A 21,895-nucleotide genomic window follows, 5' to 3' on the forward strand; every position below is an offset into this window, starting at 1 on the left:
GTTTGGATGTGGAAAAAAGAACATCGAGAGCGGCAGGCAAGCATGGCGGCCAAGACGAAGCGGTATCCGAGCGATCTGACGGACATGGAGTGGGCAGCGATGGAGGGACTGCTGCCGAAGCCCGCACAGCGGGGGCGGCGCAGGACGGCTGATCTGCGGGAGGTCATCAACGCCTTGCGATACCTGGTGCGCTCGGGGTGTGGCTGGCGCATGCTACCCAAGGACTTTCCGGTCTGGCAAACGGTGTACTGGTGGTTTCGCCGACTGATGCGCCGGTTCCTGTTCCAGACGCTTCATGACGTAGTGCCAATGCTCGATAGGGAGTTGGAAGGCAGACAGCCTTGCCCAAGCGCGGGCGTGGTGGATAGCCAGTCGGTAAAGGCGCCAGCGGCGAAGGAACGTGGCTATGACGCGGGAAAGAAGATCGTCGGGCGCAAGCGGCATATTGCCGTGGATACGAATGGCCGGTTGCTGATGGTGAACTTGACGCCTGCAGACATCGCCGATAGCACCGGGGCGTTGGCAGTTCTGGAGGCCCTAAAGAAGCGTTGGCCGGGACTTAAGCATCTGTTTGCAGATGGCGCATACGATCGTCGCACGTTGATGGATAAAGCCGCGACGCTCGACTTCGTCGTGCAGGTTGTGCGCCGCCACGAGGATCAAGTTGGCTTCGCGGTGCTACCCCGGCGTTGGGTGGTGGAACGTACCTTCGGTTGGATGGTTCGCTGGCGTCGCCTTGTCAGGGACTACGAGCGACGTCCTGATGTGTCCGAGGCCATGGTCTATATCGCAATGGGCGGGCTGCTGCTACGCAGAATCGCCCATCCCTGAATTATCAAACGGGTTCTTAGACCACGCTGGGTCGACCGGCCACTCGCTCTATCGCAGCCAGTCGTATTGCCTTCCATGATTACTAGCATGTCGACACCCAGGACTATCTAAATATCGTGGCTCAATGGCTGGCCTGCACGTCCCCTTGCCGACGCTTCGCAGACGTCCTCGCGGGCGTCTACGCACGACACGGGGCCGACGTGAGTTGCTAGCTCTTCATCGTAACGGACTTGCACCGTTTATCCTTTGCCGGTCTCCCGGCGCACAGTAATGTTAGTACGTAAAATCGCTAACTTATTGATTTTACTGGCTTTGCGCTCGGACTTTGCGTAGCATCTTTACTACACTTCACGCCATGCGGCCTGTCTCAGCATTGGATGGCTTGGTATGGCGCCGCCGACAGATTGATATCGCAGGACATTGAATCGTCGCCAAGATGCTGGACAACACAAATGGCCCAAGTTGCTGGGCGTTCGGCCGTTGTGATGGCGCCGTGATGGCGTTTTGCAACGCGTAACACGATTGGGGGATAGTCGGAAGGGAGACTCATAACCATACTCGCCAGCGGCGGTCCGACTGCCGAACCGTGGTTGACTCCAAAGGCCACCCGGCCCTGTGGGAATCTTTACACGACATAACAAATAAAACGGTGGTAGCACACCATGATGAAGTCGCGAAAAAAACCGGCTAAACGCCGAAGCGAGAGGGGTCAAAATGAGAGGCATTTCCATTCGCGCTGCCGTCACCGGCCAAGCGCCACAGATTATTAGCATCCTCGAACAATGCGGGCTTGATGCTTCGGCCCTCAATCTATTTGCAACTACATTCCATATCGCCGTCACCGAATCCTTGATCGTCGGTTGTGCTGGCGTGGAACGGCATGGTGACACCGCAATCATCGGGCCCGTTGCCGTGCTTGCCGATTACCGCGACCGTGGTATCGCTTCGTCTCTGGTGCAAGCTGCACTCATGCGCGCCCGAGCTGGAGGGTGTCGACAAGCAGTGATGTTAGCGATGCGCTTTGCGACTTACTTTAGTCGTCACGGGTTTACGCTGATGCCGCGCCGCGCGCTACCGGCAGAGGTACAAGCGTCACAGGCATATCAATGGCAGGCCAATTCGTCCGATGTCTGCATGAAATGCGACCTGATCTCCGGCTGACTTCCCGTCTTACGGTCACTTCCGACCCGCGTCGGGTCGGGGAGCGCCGTGATCAACGCATGGGGGCTCTATACGATCATCCCTGAAGAAGATGTCGGCGTTTTCCTCACGAGCCTGCTTGGCAAATGGCAGGATACGTGTCCCGTTGCCAGCGCTCGATCGCCTCTAGGTCGCGCTGATATGCGCGCTGCAACGACTTCTGCGGCATCAGGTTCAGACGCGATGAACTGGGTCGGCTCGGTCAGAAGGCAGGAATACGCGTGGAATATCGCAGACAAGAGAACATCGCAGTCAAATCGCCGACGGCATTGGTCGCCGGCCTGATGCGGCCAAAGGCGACCTTCCGGCAGCGAAATCTCTATTGTCAGTTTGAGTTGAGCGAACTGCCGGCAACTGAGCTGAAGAGCCTGGAGACAAAGGCATCCAGCATAGTGGTTTGCATGCCAAGTGGCAGTTTTATGCCGATAGAGCGAAGCGAAGCCAGTTGCCACCTCGGGTTCGGTCGCCCGATTGGCGAGAATATAGTCGCCCAGCCCTGACGAAGCAGATCACCCACACTGTCCGTTTCGCCAATCGCCACGCCTGGGGTGTCATCGTCGCGACTCTGCTACTCACGCTCGCCAGAGGCATCTATGCCGCAAGGCATTTTTCCATCAACACTGATATCGGTCGCCTGATTGACACGAACGAGCCCTGGGCTCGACGCGATGCCGCGCTTAGTGCAGCGTTTCCACAGCGGGATAACCTGATTCTGGCCGTCGTGCAAGCGCCGGCTAGCGAACTCGCAGGCGCCGCAGCCGACGCGCTGGCCGAAGCGCTGCGTCGGCAGCCGACACGCTTTCGCATGGTAAGCCAGCCAGGCGGAGGCGATTTCTTTTCGCGCAACGGTTTGCTCTTCCTGTCCAACGACGAATTGCGCGACATGACTGGCCAGCTCGTGCAGGCGCGCCCACTGCTCAACGCCCTGGCGCACGGCCCGTCGCTGCGCGGTCTTGCCGACACACTTTCGACAACGCTGGCGCTACCGCTGCAGATCGGGCAAGTCAAGCTGGGCGATATGGCGCGCCTGTTGGGCAACAGCGCTGCGACTGTCGAGCAGGTGCTGGCGGGTAAGCCGGCCGCTCTTTCATGGTCCGCGCTGGCAGGCATGCCACAGCTGGGTCCGGAAGGCCAAGCCAGCAGCTTTGTGTCTGTCAGCCCGATACTGGACTTTAGCGACCTGGAGGCCGGCGCCAAGGCTTCCGACGCCATCCAATGCTGCCGCAGCGCAGTTGCGATTGCGGGAGCGCTACGGCGCCGCGGTAAGGTTGACCGGACCGCAGCCGCTGGCTGACGACGAGTTCTCCTCTGTCAAAGACGGCGCTCTGGTCAACGGGGCACTCACTACGCTGGTGGTAATCCTGATTCTCTGGTTGGCATTGCACTCGCCCCGGCTGATCCTGGCAGTCTTGGTGAATGTGTTTGCGGGCTTGGTCCTGACCGCGGCGTTCGGCCTCTTCCTAGTGGGTTCGCTCAACATGATATCCATTGCCTTCGCCGTGCTGTTCATCGGGCTTGGCGTGGATTTCGGGATTCAGTTCGGCGTGCGCTATCGCGCCAGACGGTATCGATACAGTAACTTGGCGCTGGCGCTCTCTCGGGCTGCGCAAAGCGTGGGGATGCCATTGGCACTAGCAGCTGCAGCCACTGCAGCCGCCTTCTTCTCCTTCGTACCGACCAGCTACCGCGGCCTTGCGGAACTGGGCAAGATCGCCGGTTCCGGCATGATCATCGCCTTTGCCAACACGATCACGCTACTGCCGGCACTGATCACCGTGATACACCCTCCCGGCGAGACCAGCATTCCCGGCTTTGCATGGTTGGCCCCCGTCGACAGTTTCTTCGAGCGCCATCGCAAGCCGGTTTTGTTGATCACATGCGTGGCAATCCTGATTGGACCCCCCCTGCTGCCGCACCTGCGGTTCGACTTCAATCCACTGCACCTGAAAGACCCGCACTCGGAGTCAATGTCCACCCTGCTGTCGCTTAAGGATGTGCCCCAGGTCAGCATGGACGATGTCAGCTTGATCGCACCCTCGCTGGCGGCCGCAGAGGCCTCTGCGGCGCAGTTGGGGGCCTTGCCTGAGGTGGCTCGCGTGGTCACACTGCAGAGTTTCATACCAACCGATCAGCCGGCCAAGCTGAAGCTCATAGCCGATGCCCCTTCGAGCCTGACGCCGGTGCTGACCCAAAGCGCAGCCAGTCCGGCCAGCGACGTGTTGCGCGTCAATGCGCTTAAGAGCCTGGCTAGGCTGCTGCCGCTTGCATCCGAAGACCATCCCGGCCCAGGCGCGGCAGAAAGTGTCCGATTGGCCAAGGCGCTGCGCCAGCTCGCGGCTGCCGATGCTACTACCCGCGATCGCGCGGAACAAGCACTGGCCCTGCCACTGCGCTTGGCGCTGGCCGACCTGCAGCGCGCCTTGCAGGCGCAGCCGATCGATCGGCAGATCGCTGCCACACGACCTGGTGCGCGACTGGATCACGCCGGATGGCCGTGCCCTTGTCACTTTGAGTCCGCGTCTGCCATGCGCGGACAGTCCCGCACGCGCGGCTGCGCTAGACCATTTCATCGACACCATTCTGCGCGTCGAGCCTACGGCAGCAGGAGGGCCGATTTCGGTGCGGGGCTCGGCCGATACTATCCTCGGCGCCTTCGCCCAGGCCGGGGCCTGGGCTTTGCTCTCGATCACGGTGCTGCTTTGGATCACACTGCGTCGCCTTACTGACGTGCTGCTGACGCTGGTGCCGCTGCTGGTTTCCGCCACGGTAGCCTTGGAGTTGTGCGTGGTGTTCGGCATCGCACTGAATTTCGCCAATATCATCGCATTGCCTTTGTTGCTTGGTATCGGTGTGGCCTTCAAAATCTACTATGTGATTGCGTGGCGCGCCGGCAAAACACGCCTGCTGCAATCGAACCTGACACTTGCGGTTCTGCTCAGCGCGGCCACTACTGCTACCGCCTTCGGCAGCCTGTGGCTGTCGCACCATAGCGGCACCGCCAGTATGGGAAAGCTGCTGACGCTGTCGTTGATGTGCACATTGGTCGGCGCGGTGTTCTTCCAGCCGATCCTGATGGGCAAAGCCACGCCGCACCAGCATCAGTCGGCAGACTGCCCACGCAATAATGCCGAAATAGGTGTGCCGATCTCTACGCGCGGGTAGCGGATATGTCCCTACCCGAAGTAGTCTGCGATACCACGAGGTGAATGTGCTCCACGTTGGGCGGCAGGCCATGCAAGGTGCTGACCACGGAAGCGATTTCTTCAGGTCCTTGCTCGTGGCCATCCTCAGAACGCACCCGACCGCCTGCAGGCCGAACGGCATGCCGACGTGGTCGACGCCGCAGGGCGCGAGGCTACGGGCATACTGCTTCTGGCATCCAGCGTCACCTCGCCGCCCATTCACGCCGGCATCGCGGAGACGTCGGCCGCATGGCGCCTGGCCGGTGACGCCCGCCCGGCGCGGCGAAATCCATGTACCCTGCGACGGTGGCGCGCGTCAGCCTCCGCGTGACGGCTGGTTGGCCGTTCCCGGCCGGCTCGCATGCCGGTCCTTGCACATACCCCTTCCCGGAGATTGCGACATGGCCATCCAGCTCAACCACACCATCGTCTTTTCTCGTGACAAGAAGGTGTCCGCCGACTTCCTCTGCGAGATCCTCGGACGTCCCGCAGCCGTGCCCTTCGGGCCGTTTCTCGCCGTACGGCTGGACAATGATGTCACCCTGGACTTCATGGACGCGGAAGGCGATGTTGCCCTGCAGCACTAGGCCTTTCTGATCAGCGACGGTGAATTCGAGCAAAGCCTCGCCCGAATCCGCGCGCGCAACCTGATGTGCTGGTCAGACCCATACCGCCGCCGCCCCGGCGAGGTCAGCACGGACGGTGGCTGCCGCAGAATCTATTTCGAGGATCCGAGCAAGCACTTTCTGGAAATCTTCACGAAGGGATAAGACGCATGCGCATCCAGAAGAAGAGGCGAGACGACTGCCACAAGCGAGCGGCCATTACAGGGTTCTCCTGCACAACCCAGATGACGGGTGCCGGCCCTGAGCGGCGGGCATCCGCAGAATTTGCTCCGCTCGACTCTGTCCGCCAGCGAACAGGGCCCGTGCACTTTGCACCCCACGCAACAGCTAGCTATGGCGCCATGCTCAGGCCGCGATCCCGCGGACGCTTTACTGATCCATTAACAATCAGCCCCGCCGCATCGGCACGCCTCCGCTAGCGCACTCGCCCGCCAAACGCAAACGCAAAACCGAGTAAGTATTTACGCAAAAATTCGTGGGAAGGCTGCGGGGCTGCATGCTGCAATACGTGCATGGTTCACTTAACACATTCCCCTTCGCGGAATGACGGCCATGCTGACTCGCCACCCACTGCTGCCGCCCACGCCGACACCCATGGCAACGCAGGAGCCTCGCCGTCGCCGCTGGAGATTCGCGGTCTCAACGTGCAGTTCCCGAGCAGGACAGTGTTCTATACGTGGGTCAACATTCGATGCAAATTACCGCGTTCCCTGGGTAAGAATTCGGTGCAAATCAACAGCGGAGAGGCATAAAAAGCCGGCGCGTGGCCGGCCTTTTCTCAAATGCGAGATTATTTGCCGGCTTCGGCCTCGCACTTCTTCATGAATGACGTCTTTGCAGCACCGGCGAGTGGCTTACCGTCCTTCCCAACGGCCTTGGCTTCACAGGAGGCTGACGCGTCGCCTTTGTTGCCACTTTCGCACTTCTTGATAGAGGAAGCTTTCGCGGCCCCAGCTAGCGGCTTGCCATTTTTGTCAACCGCCTTCGCTTCGCAGTTCGAAGAAGCCGCTGGAGCGGCGGCGGACGTTGCAGGCTTGGTGGCTGCCCCAGGCGCGGCAGTTTGAGCGTAAGCAAAACCTACCGAAAAGAGCGCTGCAATGGCTACCGCACAGAATCTTTTCATCACGATACCCCTCCTCAGAATTTATAAGGCAATTTGCCTAGCTCTCATAAACGTTTGGGCCGCGTCATCGTTGACGTCGCTCTCCCTCATATGAATGCATTACCCACCGAAAGACAGTATCGCTTGGTCCCAGGATTTTGTATCTATTTCTGTCCGCAGGGAGTCGGCCCGCCTCGAAATCTCGCCGCTGTCTGCCAGCCACCGCTCGACCCATGTGCCGCATGAGAAACTTCAGAAGACGACAAGCCACGACTATAAGGTCATGTGTAGTCGACTGGAGGGGCATCGCCGGCTCACCGCTGCCCTCGCGTTTGTCGAGCAATAGTGCACGGGGTCGATGAAGACTTCGTGAGGAAGGGTGAAATTACGTCACTCTTTCCGCATCGCACGTGTAGTCGTGCCAACGAAGCACCTCGTAGCGAAGCTCTCATCGCAACAATATGTGAGGCATACTAGCCAGTTCAAGCTGGAGATTTTCCATGAACGCACTCGTCCAAGCGTTGGAGGGCCGCAGCGACAAGCTGCTGGCGGAACTTGAAACAATCTACAAGGACCTTCATCAGCACCCTGAGTTGTCAATGCAGGAGGTCCGAACCGCAAAGGTCGCGGCAGACTTTATTGAGGCGTTGGGCTACGAAGTGACGCGGGCAGTAGGAATCACAGGTGTCGTTGGGGTATTGCGCAATGGTGAGGGCCCCACGGTGATGCTCCGCGCAGATATGGACGCGCTGCCCATGGCCGAAAACACCGGCTTGCCTTACGCCAGTACGGTCAAGAGCAAAGATGAAGACGGCGTCGAAGTCGACGTGGCCCATTCTTGCGGGCATGATATGCACGTGACTTGGCTGATGGGAGTTTCGCGCGTCCTTGCCGAGCACCGCAATGCCTGGAAGGGCACAGTCATGGTGGTATTTCAACCTGGAGAAGAGGTAGGACGCGGTGCCCGCAGCATGGTTGACGACTGGGGCGCTGAACGCTTCCCCAAGCCAGACATTATTTTGGGCCAGCACGTCATGGTGGGGCCTAGCAGCACGGTCAGCTACCGCCAGGGGGTCATTCTGTCGGCGGGAGATAGCCTGAAAATCAAGCTGTACGGACGCGGCTCGCATGGCTCGCAGCCGCAGACTTCCATTGACCCGGTCATTATGGCTGCTTCCACGACGCTGCGCCTGCAGACCATCGTCTCGCGTGAAATTTCGCCGATGGATAACGCAGTGCTGACCATTGGTTCGCTGCAGGCAGGTACCAAAGAAAACATCATCCCCGACGAGGCCACCATCAAGCTGAATATGCGCACCTTCGACGAAGACGTGCGCGAGTACATGCTGGCGTCCATCAAGCGAATCTGCTGCGCGGAGTGCGATGCGTCCAACGCCGAGCGACCGCCGGAGTTCACCACGCTCAGCCAATACCCCCTAACCGAGAACGATGCCACTGCCACGCGTCAGGTGGCCGATGCTTTCCAGGCCCAGTTTGGCGACAAGGCCTACGAAGCAGCACCCGCCTCGGCCAGTGAAGATTTCAGCGTCTTCGGTCGAACCTGGAATGTGCCCTACGTCTTCTGGTTCATCGGAGGGACCGACCCTGACGTCTATGCACAAGCCAAAGCAGCGAAGCAGATGAATAAGATACCGAGCAATCATTCCCCAAAGTTTGCACCGGTCATTAATCCGACGCTGGAAACTGGCCTGCACGCAATGCTCACCGCCACCTCGGCCTGGCTCTGCACTCCTTCACAGGCATGATGGAACATAACCTGTTCGTATTGGTTGACCTGCTGGGTACCTTCGCATTCGCGGTCAGCGGCGCTCTCGCCGCCGAGCAGAGACGGCTTGACCTGTTTGGCGTGCTGGCCATCAGCCATCTGACCGCTTGTGGCGGTGGAGTGATTCGCGACCTGTGCCTTGGTGCTCTACCGCCGGTCGGCATTTCGGATTGGCGATACCTCGCCACATCGGCGCTCGCGTCAGCGATTGCAATTTGGGCACGCCCAATTATTGACCATCTCAAGCATCCTATCGTTTTTTTTGATTCGCTTGGGCTAGGCTTCTTCGCCGTCATTGGCGCGCACAAGGCGCTCCAGTTCGGCCATGGTGTCGAGGTTGCCATCATTCTCGGTATGCTGACCGCTGTTGGTGGCGGCGTGGCGAGAGATGTGGTGCTCAACCGCGTGCCCATTATCCTCGATAAGGAAATCTACGCCGTTGCAGCGCTGGTCGGGGCAGCCATCCAGGTGCTTGGACAACTCATGGAGTGGAGGCTCGCGGTCACTCCCTGGTTCGGAGCCTTTATTTGTTTCGCCATCCGCGCCCTCGCGCTGCGCTACTCCTGGAGTCTTCCAATGGTCAGGAGAAGTGATGCCGCGCAATGAATGTGCAGCCCATTATTCAGCTTGCGTGTAGCGAGAAGCTGCCCTTCGATTCGCCATTTTCCGTTGCGACTGCTCAAAAGACTGGCCTGTCAGATGCAAGCAAAGCCACGACCATCTGGAACAAGCCGGAGCTGCGTGAACAGCTTCTGACCGGAGTGCGGTGCACCGCTAACGCAGTAGCCGACATGTCTGGCACTCCCAAGCCCGAGGGTACTTGGAAATCTAGTGAAAATGAGGGATGAAGTACAGCGAGTGTTGCGGTCCGCGTCCGTTAGCCGGTGAAGGCCCGACCTATGTCGAGGACTGGTTCGGCAGCTGAGACACTATTGCTTAACCGAAGTGTCGTGCGCCAGGCCAGCGATTAGGTTCTCGATAACAGGTGCCAGTTGGGACGCGGAGAACCCGGCCTTGGCAACCGCGCGTAGCCCTGCAATTGTGGCCACAACCGCGAGCGCACTCTCAGCCGGCTCAATATCCGATTTAAACGTACCGGAAAGTTGCCCCGAAATCACGAGCAATTCAAACGGATTCAGGATTGATTGAAGGCCAGAGCGAACCAACTGTTGTACTCGGGCGTTATGCAAGCCTAGCTCCGAGGACGCATTCATTAGGAGACATCCACCGGCTCCATCATCGTCTTGCGCAATACTGAGCAGCAGCTCGCGAAGCTGCGTAAGCGGCCGGTCGGAATCAGCTGCCTTCCGGATAACTGAGACGCTTGTGTCGGTGGATGTAATGATGGAGTCGACGGCACGCATCAGTGCTTGGTCTCTGTCGGACTCTATTGGTTGTGCTGGCATTTTCCGCTCACCTTATATTCTGGACCAACCATATAAAATTTGATTTTTTTCGCGATGATGCTTGACTGGGCAATGCGACAGCGCGAAAAAAGGCCGAGGGCGGCGCCGCATTCAGTCGGCTGACAAGGCAACGGAAGTTCTCCTCGCCCTTGTCAACGCAGGAAAGGCGACGCCCTTGCGTGACCTGGCGCGCGCCATCGGCATGCCAAATAGTCTCGCGCACCGCTATCTGGCGAGTCTGATGGCGAGCGGCCTGGCGGTTCAGAATGAAATCACCGGTCTTTATGACCTGGGACCTACCGCGGTTCGCATAGGCGCTTCGGCGCTGGCGCGTGTCGATCATCTGCGCCTTGCAAGCGAAGCCATGCCGCAACTGGTAGCCAGTACGGGACTTCCTGCACTGCTCAGCGTCCTGGGGGATCGCGGCCCGACCATCGTTCGTTGGGAGCGCAGTTTTGTTCCGTTTATCACCACGCTGTCGGTTGGCTCGACATTCCAGTTGACCAATTCTGCGACCGGACGAGTATTGCTGGCATTCACACCTGAGCAGGTCAGGAATGATCTGATCGAGCTGGCTGTCTCCCGTAATCTCGAGCAGCCGCCAGCGAAATTGCTCGAGCATCTTGAGAAGATCCGCAAGCGAGGATACGACGAAGCCGAATCGGTCCTGATTCCAGGCCTGTCAGCAATCAGTGCCCCGATACTGGATGTTCAGAACGAGGCGGCTGCCTGTCTGACGTTGATCGGCGCAAGCCCTGATGTGCAGCGTATCAAAGCCAAGGCTATCTCGTGTCTGGTAGAGACAAGTACACGTATCTCGCAAGTTTGTGGGAGCAACTTGTCGTTCGCTTGATAGTTTCAGCCATGGCAGCCTAACCACGAATATCGCATGGACACCTCGGTATCGCGCAATAGGCGATGCCGCTTCCGGCTTGCCTTAACAGGCTGCTGAAATACGTCCCGCGCAACGCGCGGGTTTCCCCGCTCGCGCGACGACGACTCTGTTTTTTCCACATTCTGAAACTCAGGCGTAACTTCGTCGGCTTTTCGACCGCCTGACGCCTGTTTCCCGCCCGCTTTTGTCCCTTTATCGCTGCTGCAGGCGGATTTGTCCCAGCGATCGCATGCGCACGAGGTTGTAAGCGGCCATCGTCAACACAAACATCTGGTCAACTCTCCTCAATCCGCGCACCATCACCTGACGCATGCCACCCACCGTCTTGGCCCAGCCGAAGCCTTGCTCGATCAGCTTTCGCTTTTGCTGAGAGATCGCATAGCCTGCGCTGGCGGCAATCGGATTGGGCACTGCAGAGCGTCGCCCGTTGGTATTTTGCGCCACATGCGGCATGACCCTCGTCCTCAGGCACGCTTCGACGAACTCCGCTGCGTCATAGCCCTTGTCTGCACCGAGCGTGAGCACCGTGCCTGGATCCTCAACGGCCTGCCGAGCATCGTTGATCATGACCTTGGCGGCCTCACGGTCACTATTTCCGCTGACGATGCCCACCAATTACTAATGTGGGTACGAGAAACCTATTTCACTCGGAAATGTTCGACGCTCTGCCCTGCATTCACCGCCCTCTGCAGCCAATCTGGCAGTTCGCCATTACCGTCCCAAACGCGACCATCCGCACTCCGGTAGCGCACCTCCCGCAGTTTGGTAGCATCCTCAAAACACCCAGCACGAATAAGGTCGTCGAAGGAAATGCTGTTTCGGACCATCTGCATTCGGACCCACAAGATCGCGGCTTGCTTGTCCGCTGACTCTCTGCTGCCAGACACAAATAGACGGYCCGCCCCCAGCGGCTCCGAGTTTGTGCCCCGACTTGAACGCCGGACTGTCTCGTTAGGTACTGATTGTATTGCTCTCATGAAATCAAATGACAGCGGATTCTGTCCGCAAGAGAATACTGGTAAGAGTTGTCGCCTGCGGTCCAGAGGAAATTCAAGACAATAGGCCGTACGCAATATGAGGAAAACTTCCAACCGCGAAGCTGTCTTTAAAACTAAAGCTCGCGCTAATGACCACCACGCCCGTCCCGCTGCATAGCCTTGAGAAGAACATGGCCATTAATTGTGATCAGAGCACGATGGCGTCCCGGTGAGACACGCTCCCGGGTTGCAAGTTCCCGTTCGAGCAAGGCATTAAAATCGGCGGGATCAAGTTCGACTGTGTCAATAGCGTTCTTCACCAGCATCAGCGTCGCGAGTTCGTGAGGACTCAGCATCAGTGTCTCCTAGATAAGGGCACTACGTTTGCTGTAACTTGCTTTCTTCAGTGATGACACACACGATGCTGTTACCGGCATGCGGCACTGCAGCGAAGGACTCATTTGGCGGCTATCGCGCCAGACCAGCAGGTTATCACGCCAGCCCTCTTCCGGCGGAAATTAAAGGCATCCGGTATTTCCCTGACTGCACCCTCTGTGACTCGCCACAGTTGAGAACTGCCGGCGTGAGCGGGTCTGGCCACGAAGACTCGATAATAGTTGTTCGCATTTTGAACAAAAGTTCAGGGGGACCATGGCCGGCGGATGCCAGGCGGGGACGCATTGAGTCTTGGGTACCATATGACCACGGCTTGTTATCTCACTCGCGTGGCCCCGAGTGGGGAAGCGGGGCCAGGTACTCGCCAGCACTTCGGCGCACCGGTTGCGCCATACGGCGGGGTCGCGTATGACCGACCAGCAGGTTGACCTGCGCTTTGTGCGCGACAACTTCGGGCATGCCTCCGTCTTCACCACCAACCTCTGCCTACACCGAAGACGATGCGCGGTACGAGGCCATACAGGAACGGCATCGGATCGGGTGGACCTAGACACCGTGCGCCGCTGCGCAGGACCAGACCGATGCCCCGGTCTCGCTCTGGTTCTTTCGTCCGCTCCCCCTTGTACTCAGTCTTCGCAGGCTGTCGCGAAAATACGCCCTCCTCGCAACTTTTGGAGGATTCGCCCGACTGGATTGGCTGCCTCTAGCCCCTTGTCCTTGTTACGAGATGATGAAATTGCTTTCGGTCCGCGGACTACCTGTGGTCATCAGTGTCCTAGTGTTTACCCGATTGTCTTATCAAATGTATGCATCAATAATCCTGCCCTCAGCCCGCACCAAATTGGCGCATCGACGCTCTAGGGCCATGTTGAAGAGCAACAAGATAAGAGGTTCCACATGTTTCGATTCGAGTATGGGACGACCAATGTCTACGCGCTGCTTGGCTTCGCGGACGCCGAGGAAATTCCGTTAAAAGCGGAAATCGTGAAGGAGATGACGGTATGTATGAGAGCCGCAGGCATTACCTTGTCCGACGCCGCAGCCATGCTCGAGACGCTTCAGTCGGATCTCGCCCTGGTTCTCTGCGGTAAGTTTCAAGACATTCGCGCGGATGAGTTGCGCGGTTGGCTCGCGCGCCTTACCTCCAGGTTGTGGTGAGCCCACCCCAAAAGAGAGTTGTCCGGCTAAGCCGGTATCTAGCCATTCGGTGCACCAAACAATAATACGAAACGGAAAAATATCCGCGCCAGCCTAGCGCGGCAGCGCTATTTGCTAGTGCCATGTGCATACGTGGTGGTGGTAGTCGAAAGCCGAACACAGAATCGGCACGATCGGAAGATAGGGGTCATACAAACTTTGACGGAGACAAGCAGGATGACGAAACGAATTGCATTGGTGACTGGCGGTATGGGCGGTTTGGGGGAGGCTCTCAGCCTCAGGCTGCACGACGCCGGCTACGACGTGGTCGTGACTCACACGCCAGGGAACCCGAATGTGCACAACTGGCTAGCCACCATGGAAGCTGCCGGCCGCAATTTCCGCGCGTACGCGCTAGACGTGGCGGACTACGATGCCTGCCAGGCAACGATGGCAAAGATTCTTGCCGAGGTCGGCCAGGTCGACATCCTGGTTAATAACGCCGGCATTACCCGCGACATGGCCTTCAAGAAGATGGACAAGGTCAATTGGGACGCCGTGATTCGCACCAACCTGGATTCGGTGTTCAACGTGACCAAGCCTCTGTGTGAAGGCATGGTGGAGCGGGGATGGGGGCGCATCATCAATATCTCGTCCATCAATGGTTCGAAGGGTGCATTCGGACAAACCAACTATGCGGCCGCGAAGGCGGGCATGCATGGGTTCACAAAGTCGCTCGCGCTAGAGGTGGCTCGCAAGGGGGTGACGGTCAACACGATCTCTCCGGGTTACTTGGCGACCAAGATGGTCACCGGCGTGCCGCAGGAGATCATGGATACAAAGATCCTGCCTCAGATTCCGATGGGGCGCCTTGGCAAGCCGGAGGAAGTGGCAGCCCTCGTTGCCTATCTGTGCTCCGAGGACGCGGGCTACATTACCGGATCCAATATTGCGATCAACGGCGGGCAGCACATGCAATGATCGACGGGGACGGAACATGGTTCGTTAGCGACACCGTGCCCCCTTCTGCGACTCCCTATTGCGGGAGCGCGTAGAGAACTACCTCACACGCGATTCACCATCAGTCCCCCGACCTTTTTAGGTGGAGACGACTGAGCGTCCCAACGCGTGTCGGTAGAGCAATTAATCATTCACCATCGGAGACCAGCGTGATCCTTACTCAGGAACAAATTTTGGCGGTGCATCAATCCAATCTCGAATCCCGGTATAGACTGACATCCAAGGCGATCGAAGGCTTTGAGAAGTTCCTTGAGTTGAATATGCGGGTCGCGAAGACGGCTCTGACGGAAAATCTGGACGGCGCCAAGCGCGCGCTCTCTGCCAAAGAGCCGCGGGATCTGCTTGAGGTCCACGCGTCGCTGGTACAGCCGGCCGGCGAGAAGGCTATGGCTTACGCCCGCCACCTCTATGAGATCACATCGGAAACCCAGAAAGAGCTCGCCAAAGTGGCAATCGCTATGCTGACTGAGGGCTCACAGAAGCTGCGAGAGACTGTCGACAACTTCGCCAAGAATGCGCCGGCCGGCACGGAATCGGCCATGGCGATCGTGATGTCGGCTATTATTGCCGCCGACAATGCCTACGAGTCTTTGGAGAAGGCCGCGGCGCAAGCCGTGGAAATTGCTGAATCCAATACCCAGGCCGCCGCAACCGTGGCAACGAATGCCGCAGAGCAAGTCTGCGTGACGGATCGTGCCGCCTCGAAGAAGACTTCGACTTCCGCCTGATCCTGTTGCTGCGATCCTCTGAGGCCCAGCCTGCCTCGGTCGGGCCGACTTCTTCTTGCCGGGCGCGTGAAACCGGCGCAGCAGTGGGGGGGCTATGAGCCTTGACAGTCGGCAGGTGACGCCGATCACGCCGTCTGGCCAGCCGCGCCAAGGCCGGCAATGGGAAGCGGCTCGCCACCGGCTTATCCGATGCGTCAGCGCACGGCCCTCCCCGATTCATAGTTGAACTCGAAGAGGCAGCTCATGCATGCAGTTGAAGGGACGAATGCCCCGTGTGTGGCTACATTTCATCGACTTGCGCCACTGCTGCCCCAAGGATGCCGTGCCGGGCGAGCGCCGCGCTGACGAATCCGCTATCGATCATGTCCTTGACGAAGGCCGCGAGCTATTCAAATGCGATCGGACCAACACGATCAGGTAGGCCCATCGCCTGCCGGATGACCATGAACCGTCCAGGCAGCAAGCGCAGGCCGGCCACGCGTCCCGCATCCGCCTCGAGTTTCTGCCTTACGCCCGCAGCCACCTCCGCTCCTTCCGCGATAAAGGTGTCCACGACAGCGGTCGAGGTCGAGGTCGGCGCGCGGACGACCTCTTGCATGCTGCAGTTAGCGAATCAGGAACAGATCATAGGCACTCCCTTTGCCAACCACGACGTGATGCTCAACCTGGTCAACCTGGCCGTTTTCCATGAGCAGGGAATCCTCACGCACCAGATAGCTGCCTTCGATCAGCACATAAGGCATCGATAAATGGATCCCTTGGCCGCGCAGCGGGTCGATGGCAAAGAAGCCGAAGTCGGCCCATTCCGAGCGCACCGCCTCTACCAACTTGCCGGCCGCATCGAACACCACCAGTTCGAGCGGCAGCCCGAGCCGCTGCGCGAGCTCCGTGGCCAGGTCCACGGAGACGCCGTTCGGAGCGCCGCCGCCGGGATCGCGCATAGCAAGGATGCCCCGAATAGCGGCCGGATGCCCGTTCCTCGGCCATAGCAAAATTTTTGCGGATAACGGAGCAACGGCTGCGACAATCGTCGGCGTCCGAGTTTAGTCAGCAAGTGCAAACAGAGCCTTGCTCGTAGCGAGCAACGCATCGTCTCAATATCGCATGGCGCCAAGCTTGCGCGATCCCGGGTGCAGGCTTCAGTCAAGCGATCCGGATCGAGAAAACGGTCCGTCCTCTACTGTCGGCCGGCGTGGATTGCGATGCGGCGTCCGCCAGCGACGACATCAGAAGCTCCAGAAGAGAAAGTGTCGATGCCGTCGCTCATGGACCGCGCGAGGAGGCCGGGTCTCGGGGCCGAGCTGCGCATCTGGATCGATAACTCTCGCGCGCAGCGCCATGTCGTAGAACGCGCCCACCATCGGCAGGGCGCTGTGCGCGCCCTCGCCCCAATAGTTGCCGAGCGTCACACGTCCATCGTCAAAACCCACCCATGCGCCCGCGACCAGTTGCGGATGCATCAGGATGAACCAGCTATCCGTGTTTTCCTGCGTCGTTCCCGTCTTGCCGGCCACGTCGGCGCGAATCCCGAAGCGCGTCCGGATGCCCGCGCCGGTGCCCCGGCTAACGACGTCGCGCATCACGTCGACGAGCGTTTGCGCTGCGTTGGCGGGCAGCGCCTGTTCCGGCGATGCGCTCGCGAATTCGGCGAGCACCTTGCGGTCGTGATCCTCGATGCGCGTGACCATGCGCGGTTCGATATAGGCGCCACGGTTCGCGATCGTACTGTACGCCGATACCATTTCCTTGAGCGTGACGGGGCTCGTGCCGAGCGCAAGCGAAGGCACCGCTTCGAGCGGACTCACTCGCACACCCATCGCGTGCGCGAGCCGTGCGACCTTCTCGGGGCGTTCCTTTTGCATGAGCTGAGCGGTGACGCGGTTGCGCGAATACACTAGCGCGTCGCGCAGCGTCATCGGTCGTCCGGTGGGCGGCTCCGCGTCGGTAGGCCGCCAGATCGCATGCCCTGTCAGCGGAATGGCGACGTTCCGGTCTACTATCGTATCGCTTGGCCGCGCGCCATCCGCGAAGGCCGCGCCGTAGACGAACGGTTTGAACGTCGAACCCGGCTGACGTCGGGCCTGCTGCACGTGATCGAAAGGTTCGTCCCTGAAGTTGCGGCTGCCAACCCATGCCTTGATATCCCCGTTGCGTGGATCGATCGCGACAAAACCCGCTTGGATTTGCGTCTTGCTCTGGCAGAGCGCACGGACGAACGTGGGGTTCGTAGCGAGCTTCCTGAGAGTGACCTGATCCGATTGACCAGCATCGCGTGCAGCGCGATAGTCGGGCGTCTGCCGGATGAATGTCTGGAACAGGTCATTGCCCGGCCAGCAACCCGTGCGTTCGTTCCATGCGCCGTTCGCGATCCATTGCAACTGGTTCGCCTGCCAGTCCATCGCCTGCGTCGCCATTGCCTGCAGCCGCGAATCGATGGTCGTGCGCACGACCAGCCCGTCGGCATAGATGTTGTAGCCGTTGCGATCGGCCCATGCGATCAGCCACTTGCGCAATTGCGCCGAAAAATGCGGCGCGGCGCCGGGTGGCGCGGTCTGCAACTCGAAATTGACGTTGAGCGGCTGTCGCTTCAGCCAGGTGTAGGAATCGGGCTTGAGCTTCCCGTACTTGTTCATCTGCCCGAGCACTGTGTTTCGTCGCTGCAACGCGCGCTCGGGATTGAGCACAGGATTGTAGGCGCTGTTGGCCTTCAGCATGCCGACGAGCGTCGCGCTTTCAAGTATGTCTAGCTGATCGGCAGATTTGCCGAAGTAGGTGCGTGCGGCCATTTCCACGCCGTAGGCGTTGTACAGAAACGGCACCGTGTTCAGGTACGTCTCGAGGATCTGATCCTTGCTGTACACGGCTTCGATTTTGAACGCCGTAATCGCTTCCCTTAGCTTGCGCGTGAGGGTCGGCGCGCGGCCGATTTCGTCGGGATACAGGTTGCGCGCGAGCTGCTGAGTGATCGTCGAGCCACCTTGCCGGTCGCCGGAGACCGTATGCAGCGCGGCCGACGCGATGCGCTTCCAGTCGATGCCGTGATGCTCATAGAAGCGGCGGTCTTCGGTCGCGATCAATGCATCCACCATGTATGGCGAGATCTGCCTGAGCGACACCCATGCACGATTGAGCGGTTTGAACTCATCGAGCAGTTTGCCATCGGCCGACACGATCAACGCTGGCCGATCAACGCGAGCTTTGCGGATGTCGCCGATGCCCGGCGTAAGCGGCACGAGCGCAAGCACGTACAGCAGGCAGAGTGCCGGCAATGCGACGAGTGTCAGCGCGATGCCGCGTCGCGTCGGGTGGCGAAGGCGGCTCAGCGCGCCGTTGAAAACGAGTCGGGTCATCGTGCTACCGGCGGCGGCCAGCGGTTGGACGCGGGCGAGCCACCGTGCGCAATGCTCACAAAACAACGATGCATATCGGCGATTCACGGTGGCGGGGCGCTTGCGGAAAGAGCGGGATCGTACCAAAGCGGAAGGACGCTTCTGTTGTCAAAGCAGGGCTGCGGCGCACGGCATTTACAGAAAATTGCATTTGTTTCGTATGGGCAACGTTCGCTATGGCCGATGAAGAGACGATCACCAACCCCGCCTTGTATGGCCGCTCATGAGCACCCACCCGACTTTTCTGAGGCAGAGTCCGGATGCCCGCTCGTCGGGCTTCACGAGCATCCCGCGGGAAGAGCAGCCCAAACCGAAGCGACTTACGACTTGATTTCAATGCCGGGTCAGCAATACTGCTGACCCGGACTATGCTTCCGCACTAGAGCAATTGCTGCGTGCCCGCGACGGGCCACAACCAGTTCCGCTTGGCCACCCCTGTAGGGCGCAATCGGTGACGCCGTCCATCCTATCCTCTGTGCTGCAGGCTTCAATCTCCATTGGCTACTCCGGGCCATTGCTCGCCTGGGCATCCACAGGTCATTTTTTTGTCTTGACTCTGCTCACAGGCATGGCTCGATCCGCCAGGGATGCAGCCAGTCGACTTGGTCCGCGTGCCGCAGTCAATTGATGGGGCGGCTAGAATCATCCAACTTTCAGCCACGCTGAGCTCTCGGACTGAATTTTTCAGGTCCGACGAGGCAGGTATGACCGCCAACAACTCATCCAAGGCAATCATGGCTGCAGTCAAGAATGTGTCGGATCCGGGCCAACGCAAGGAGCCCGTAGGGCGACTGAAGAGGCGCCCGGTTCGGCGACGCTAGAGTCAGCCTCCGGCACCGATTCAGAGGTCGTTTCCCGCGCTCGACGCAGGCAATTTTCCAACGCCGACAAGCGTCGCATACGGAAGCGGCTGACCGCTGCACCAAGCCCGGAGAGATCGGCGCGCTGATGCGCCGTGAAGGCGTGTACTCGTCGTCCTTGAGCACATGGCGGCGCCAGCGCGAGGCTGCCGAACTGGCTGCCCTTGCCCCACAAAAGCGAGGACCCAAATTCGACGAGAATCGGGCCGAGGCGCGACACATCGCGCAGCTCGTCATTGTCAATGCGGATTTGGATTTCCCCCGCTAGGATCAGCTCCATGGCTCCAAAAGGATGGGCGTGCTCTTCCGGTGCGCCGGGTTCGCGCGTCACTGTGACAAGGTCGGAAGTGTCCTCTTGGGCAAGAGCCCTGGCAAATGCTTCGCGTTGCATGCTAATGCCCCCGATCGACAGCGCTTAACGCTACTTCGCTTGCCATTCGGTGCGTGCCAGCTTCCGTGAATACTACCCCCTGTTGGTCAGCGCTGTGCTGCGCGCACGAAGTCTTCGAGGGTGATTGCCTGCGGTCACGCACGGTCGCTCAAATATCACGCGGCGACGAACCGGACCGGCCGAGAAACCGTTGGTCGAGTGAGCCAAGCAGGCGGCAGTCCCCCGCCATTACGGCCGCTGATCCGCGCTCTCGCACGGACGCCAGAACGTCGGCTCAAGCCTGACCGGACACTCGGCGGGCAGAGCCCGGCGCCCGCTCATGGGCCGATCCGGCATGCGTGTCCTGCAAGCCGTCAAGCGCCTGCCGGTTGAAAATCAGCCCAGAGCGCCAACGGTGATGCCAACTCTATCAATTTGGTCAAAGAGCCGCCCTGTGCGTAGCCTTCGCAGGCAACGTGTTGAGCCGCGTCCCGGTACCAGCAAGGCATGGTCAGCCACATCAGGAGCCATCAACGCAGTCGTAACAGAGATGGTCCCGCTTTGAAGCCGTTAAATGGCCTGGGATGCCGCCCTGCATCGGAGTATCGTCTCGGTATCAAAGAGACGGAGAGCCGACATGCGATGCACGATCGTTCTGGAGTTCGATGATGGCAGTGGCACGGTGGCAAAACGGGTTGAGGTGATGCAGTTTCACCGCGTCGACCACAGCCAAGCCTCCGGCGACGTCGTTTGTCTCTGCGGAAGGTACGTCGCTAGTCAATTGCGTCCAGCAAGAGTTCGTCGTAGAACAGCTCGATCGCTACTGCGCGGCGCAGCGAACTTGTGAGGTCTGCGGCGCGCTCCGTCGCATGCACGACGGGCATTGCTCCGAACTGAAGACCACGCTCGGCAAGGTCTTCTACTGCCGCGACCGATGGAAAGTATGTAAGTGTGGTGCTGACGGATCGAGGTACGTGTCGCCGCTTAAGAATTACCTTAAGGAAGCGAGCACAGGCGAGCTGCGATGGCTGCATGCCGAACTCGGCGCCACTATGCCCTACCGGCAGGGCAAGCAGGCCATGGACCTCTTGTTGCCAACTTCCGGACGCGACAGTCACGTGACCATCCGCAATCACACAATGGCCGTGGGCAAATCCCTCCAACACGCACAGCCCGTGCGGCGGTGGTGCGAGGAGATAACGCCAATCGCCGAGCTGGGCGTTGATGTCGGCTATGTGAGGCAGGCGCGAAGCAATGGCAAGGGAGCCGGCAAGGACAATCGCGCGGGGGCAAGCCGAAGCTCATCGTCGATAGCGGTCGTCGTTGCGGCATTAGGCCAGACTGGCAGACAACCACGGGTCTGGGCTTCCGCCACGCCGCGCACCAAGCGATTGCAGGAAGAAATGACCAAATTCCTGGAGGACAGTGGATACGATGATCCCAATGACGTCTGTGTCGTGACCGATGGCGCCCTGGATCTTGCCGGGGTTGCTGACGACCTTCCGTTCGATACCGAATGGGTTCTCGACCGGGCGCACATCGGTCGAATGCTGCGATACGCCGATCAAGCTATTACGCCTTTGGCGTATGGGCGCCTTACGGCCAACGGGTCAGCATTCGAGTTGTGGGATCTGTTTGTTCGCCTTCGCAGCTTCGTGTGGACCGGGCAAACGGTGCGTTGGCAGAAGCTCGGTAAGGAACTGTGTCGTCTGCTTGATCTGCGCGAAAGACTTGACCCGAACTCAAGCCGCAAAGCCAAACAGGCGCACTGCAAGCTCATAGATTTGATCAGTTACCTCAATAGCCATCTTGAGTCGCTGATCGACTATCGCACCCGGCAGCGTGTCGGCCTACGAATCGCGACCGGCTTCGTCGAGTCATCTATCAATCGAATCGTTGGCCGTCGGATGTGTAAAAGCCAACATATGCGTTGGAGTCGTGCGGGAGCACACAGTGTCGTGCAAGTGCGCGTCGCCCTCTTGAACCAGGA

14 protein-coding genes and 7 pseudogenes are annotated in these 21,895 nt (G+C 59.5%); 13 read left to right on the forward strand and 8 right to left on the reverse strand.

The window, feature by feature from the left end:
• The first annotated feature begins 6 nt into the window (after positions 1-6).
• A complete protein-coding gene (locus tag AC1DT6_RS13455) occupies positions 7-831 on the forward strand; it encodes an IS5 family transposase (RefSeq protein ID WP_477114727.1) in 825 nt (274 codons plus the stop codon).
• 714 nt (positions 832-1,545) lie between these two features.
• Entirely contained in the window at positions 1,546-1,992 is a 447-nt protein-coding gene (locus AC1DT6_RS13460) for a GNAT family N-acetyltransferase (RefSeq protein WP_477104678.1), read from the forward strand.
• 75 nt (positions 1,993-2,067) lie between these two features.
• Here the strand turns inward: AC1DT6_RS13460 and AC1DT6_RS13465 are convergent.
• Positions 2,068-2,215: pseudogene (locus tag AC1DT6_RS13465) on the reverse strand (IS630 family transposase); the annotation flags it as partial.
• On the opposite strand from AC1DT6_RS13465, the gene AC1DT6_RS13470 reads away from it, so the two are divergent.
• The 3 genes and pseudogenes from AC1DT6_RS13470 to AC1DT6_RS13480 all read left to right on the forward strand — a co-directional run bounded on the left by AC1DT6_RS13470 (position 2,199) and on the right by AC1DT6_RS13480 (position 5,983).
• On the forward strand, positions 2,199-2,531 hold the full coding sequence (locus tag AC1DT6_RS13470; RefSeq protein ID WP_441628288.1) for a hypothetical protein: 333 nt from the start codon (positions 2,199-2,201) through the stop codon (positions 2,529-2,531). The pseudogene AC1DT6_RS13465 and the gene AC1DT6_RS13470 overlap by 17 nt on opposite strands.
• A pseudogene (hpnN, locus tag AC1DT6_RS13475) lies at positions 2,528-5,193 on the forward strand (hopanoid transporter HpnN). Before AC1DT6_RS13470 ends, hpnN begins: the two are co-directional and overlap by 4 nt.
• 421 nt (positions 5,194-5,614) lie before the next feature.
• Positions 5,615-5,983 (forward strand): annotated as a pseudogene (locus AC1DT6_RS13480) (VOC family protein).
• A gap of 646 nt (positions 5,984-6,629) precedes the next feature.
• Here the strand turns inward: AC1DT6_RS13480 and AC1DT6_RS13485 are convergent.
• Positions 6,630-6,962, reverse strand: coding sequence for a hypothetical protein (locus AC1DT6_RS13485; protein WP_441628286.1), 333 nt, complete (start codon positions 6,960-6,962; stop codon positions 6,630-6,632).
• A gap of 479 nt (positions 6,963-7,441) precedes the next feature.
• On the opposite strand from AC1DT6_RS13485, the gene AC1DT6_RS13490 reads away from it, so the two are divergent.
• The gene (locus AC1DT6_RS13490) at positions 7,442-8,707 is read left to right on the forward strand and encodes a M20 family metallopeptidase (RefSeq protein WP_441628203.1); all 1,266 of its coding nucleotides are present in this window, start codon (positions 7,442-7,444) and stop codon (positions 8,705-8,707) included.
• A complete protein-coding gene (locus AC1DT6_RS13495) occupies positions 8,704-9,333 on the forward strand; it encodes a trimeric intracellular cation channel family protein (protein WP_441628201.1) in 630 nt (209 codons plus the stop codon). Before AC1DT6_RS13490 ends, AC1DT6_RS13495 begins: the two co-directional genes overlap by 4 nt.
• 323 nt (positions 9,334-9,656) lie before the next feature.
• Here AC1DT6_RS13495 and AC1DT6_RS13500 read toward each other — a convergent pair whose 3' ends face one another.
• Positions 9,657-10,091 carry a TetR family transcriptional regulator C-terminal domain-containing protein gene (locus AC1DT6_RS13500; protein WP_441628198.1) on the reverse strand — a complete coding sequence of 145 codons (435 nt, stop codon included), beginning with the start codon at positions 10,089-10,091 and terminating at the stop codon, positions 9,657-9,659.
• Between the two features lie 103 nt (positions 10,092-10,194).
• On the opposite strand from AC1DT6_RS13500, the gene AC1DT6_RS13505 reads away from it, so the two are divergent.
• On the forward strand, positions 10,195-10,986 hold the full coding sequence (locus tag AC1DT6_RS13505) for an IclR family transcriptional regulator (protein ID WP_441628196.1): 792 nt from the start codon (positions 10,195-10,197) through the stop codon (positions 10,984-10,986).
• 234 nt (positions 10,987-11,220) lie between these two features.
• On the opposite strand, the pseudogene AC1DT6_RS13510 reads toward AC1DT6_RS13505, so the two are convergent.
• Together AC1DT6_RS13510 and AC1DT6_RS13515 are read right to left on the reverse strand one after the other, a co-directional pair.
• Positions 11,221-11,619: pseudogene (locus AC1DT6_RS13510) on the reverse strand (transposase); the annotation flags it as partial.
• 532 nt (positions 11,620-12,151) lie between these two features.
• Positions 12,152-12,361, reverse strand: a complete 210-nt coding sequence (locus AC1DT6_RS13515) for a hypothetical protein (protein ID WP_441628194.1) — start codon at positions 12,359-12,361, stop codon at positions 12,152-12,154.
• Positions 12,362-12,726: 365 nt separating this feature from the next.
• On the opposite strand from AC1DT6_RS13515, the pseudogene AC1DT6_RS13520 reads away from it, so the two are divergent.
• The 4 genes and pseudogenes from AC1DT6_RS13520 to AC1DT6_RS13535 form a co-directional block, all read left to right on the forward strand.
• Positions 12,727-12,951: pseudogene (locus AC1DT6_RS13520) on the forward strand (tyrosine-type recombinase/integrase); the annotation flags it as partial.
• A gap of 347 nt (positions 12,952-13,298) precedes the next feature.
• On the forward strand, positions 13,299-13,559 hold the full coding sequence (locus AC1DT6_RS13525; RefSeq protein ID WP_441628192.1) for an XRE family transcriptional regulator: 261 nt from the start codon (positions 13,299-13,301) through the stop codon (positions 13,557-13,559).
• A gap of 216 nt (positions 13,560-13,775) precedes the next feature.
• Positions 13,776-14,519 carry an acetoacetyl-CoA reductase gene (phbB, locus tag AC1DT6_RS13530; RefSeq protein ID WP_441628190.1) on the forward strand — a complete coding sequence of 248 codons (744 nt, stop codon included), beginning with the start codon at positions 13,776-13,778 and terminating at the stop codon, positions 14,517-14,519.
• 188 nt (positions 14,520-14,707) lie between these two features.
• Positions 14,708-15,286, forward strand: coding sequence for a phasin family protein (locus AC1DT6_RS13535; protein ID WP_441628188.1), 579 nt, complete (start codon positions 14,708-14,710; stop codon positions 15,284-15,286).
• A gap of 280 nt (positions 15,287-15,566) precedes the next feature.
• On the opposite strand, the pseudogene AC1DT6_RS13540 reads toward AC1DT6_RS13535, so the two are convergent.
• The 3 genes and pseudogenes from AC1DT6_RS13540 to AC1DT6_RS13550 form a co-directional block, all read right to left on the reverse strand.
• A pseudogene (locus AC1DT6_RS13540) lies at positions 15,567-16,227 on the reverse strand (transporter substrate-binding domain-containing protein).
• A gap of 285 nt (positions 16,228-16,512) precedes the next feature.
• Positions 16,513-18,636, reverse strand: coding sequence for a penicillin-binding protein 1A (locus AC1DT6_RS13545; protein WP_477104574.1), 2,124 nt, complete (start codon positions 18,634-18,636; stop codon positions 16,513-16,515).
• A 783-nt stretch (positions 18,637-19,419) separates the two neighbouring features.
• Positions 19,420-19,926 carry a hypothetical protein gene (locus AC1DT6_RS13550; protein WP_441628184.1) on the reverse strand — a complete coding sequence of 169 codons (507 nt, stop codon included), beginning with the start codon at positions 19,924-19,926 and terminating at the stop codon, positions 19,420-19,422.
• Between the two features lie 616 nt (positions 19,927-20,542).
• On the opposite strand from AC1DT6_RS13550, the pseudogene AC1DT6_RS13555 reads away from it, so the two are divergent.
• A pseudogene (locus AC1DT6_RS13555) lies at positions 20,543-21,895 on the forward strand (ISKra4 family transposase); the annotation flags it as partial.

Source organism: Cupriavidus sp. 01L45 (assembly GCF_056399885.1).

Excerpts from the sequence above, each read along its gene's own strand:
- AC1DT6_RS13455 (WP_477114727.1), top strand. The coding sequence starts at position 7 with ATGTGGAAAAAAGAACATCGAGAGCGGCAGGCAAGCATGGCGGCCAAG.
- AC1DT6_RS13460 (WP_477104678.1), top strand. The coding sequence starts at position 1,546 with ATGAGAGGCATTTCCATTCGCGCTGCCGTCACCGGCCAAGCGCCACAG.
- AC1DT6_RS13485 (WP_441628286.1), bottom strand. The coding sequence starts at position 6,962 with ATGAAAAGATTCTGTGCGGTAGCCATTGCAGCGCTCTTTTCGGTAGGT.
- AC1DT6_RS13490 (WP_441628203.1), top strand. The coding sequence starts at position 7,442 with ATGAACGCACTCGTCCAAGCGTTGGAGGGCCGCAGCGACAAGCTGCTG.
- AC1DT6_RS13495 (WP_441628201.1), top strand. The coding sequence starts at position 8,704 with ATGATGGAACATAACCTGTTCGTATTGGTTGACCTGCTGGGTACCTTC.
- AC1DT6_RS13500 (WP_441628198.1), bottom strand. The coding sequence starts at position 10,091 with ATGCGTGCCGTCGACTCCATCATTACATCCACCGACACAAGCGTCTCA.
- AC1DT6_RS13515 (WP_441628194.1), bottom strand. The coding sequence starts at position 12,361 with ATGCTGAGTCCTCACGAACTCGCGACGCTGATGCTGGTGAAGAACGCT.
- AC1DT6_RS13525 (WP_441628192.1), top strand. The coding sequence starts at position 13,299 with ATGTTTCGATTCGAGTATGGGACGACCAATGTCTACGCGCTGCTTGGC.
- phbB (WP_441628190.1), top strand. The coding sequence starts at position 13,776 with ATGACGAAACGAATTGCATTGGTGACTGGCGGTATGGGCGGTTTGGGG.
- AC1DT6_RS13545 (WP_477104574.1), bottom strand. The coding sequence starts at position 18,636 with ATGACCCGACTCGTTTTCAACGGCGCGCTGAGCCGCCTTCGCCACCCG.
- AC1DT6_RS13550 (WP_441628184.1), bottom strand. The coding sequence starts at position 19,926 with ATGCAACGCGAAGCATTTGCCAGGGCTCTTGCCCAAGAGGACACTTCC.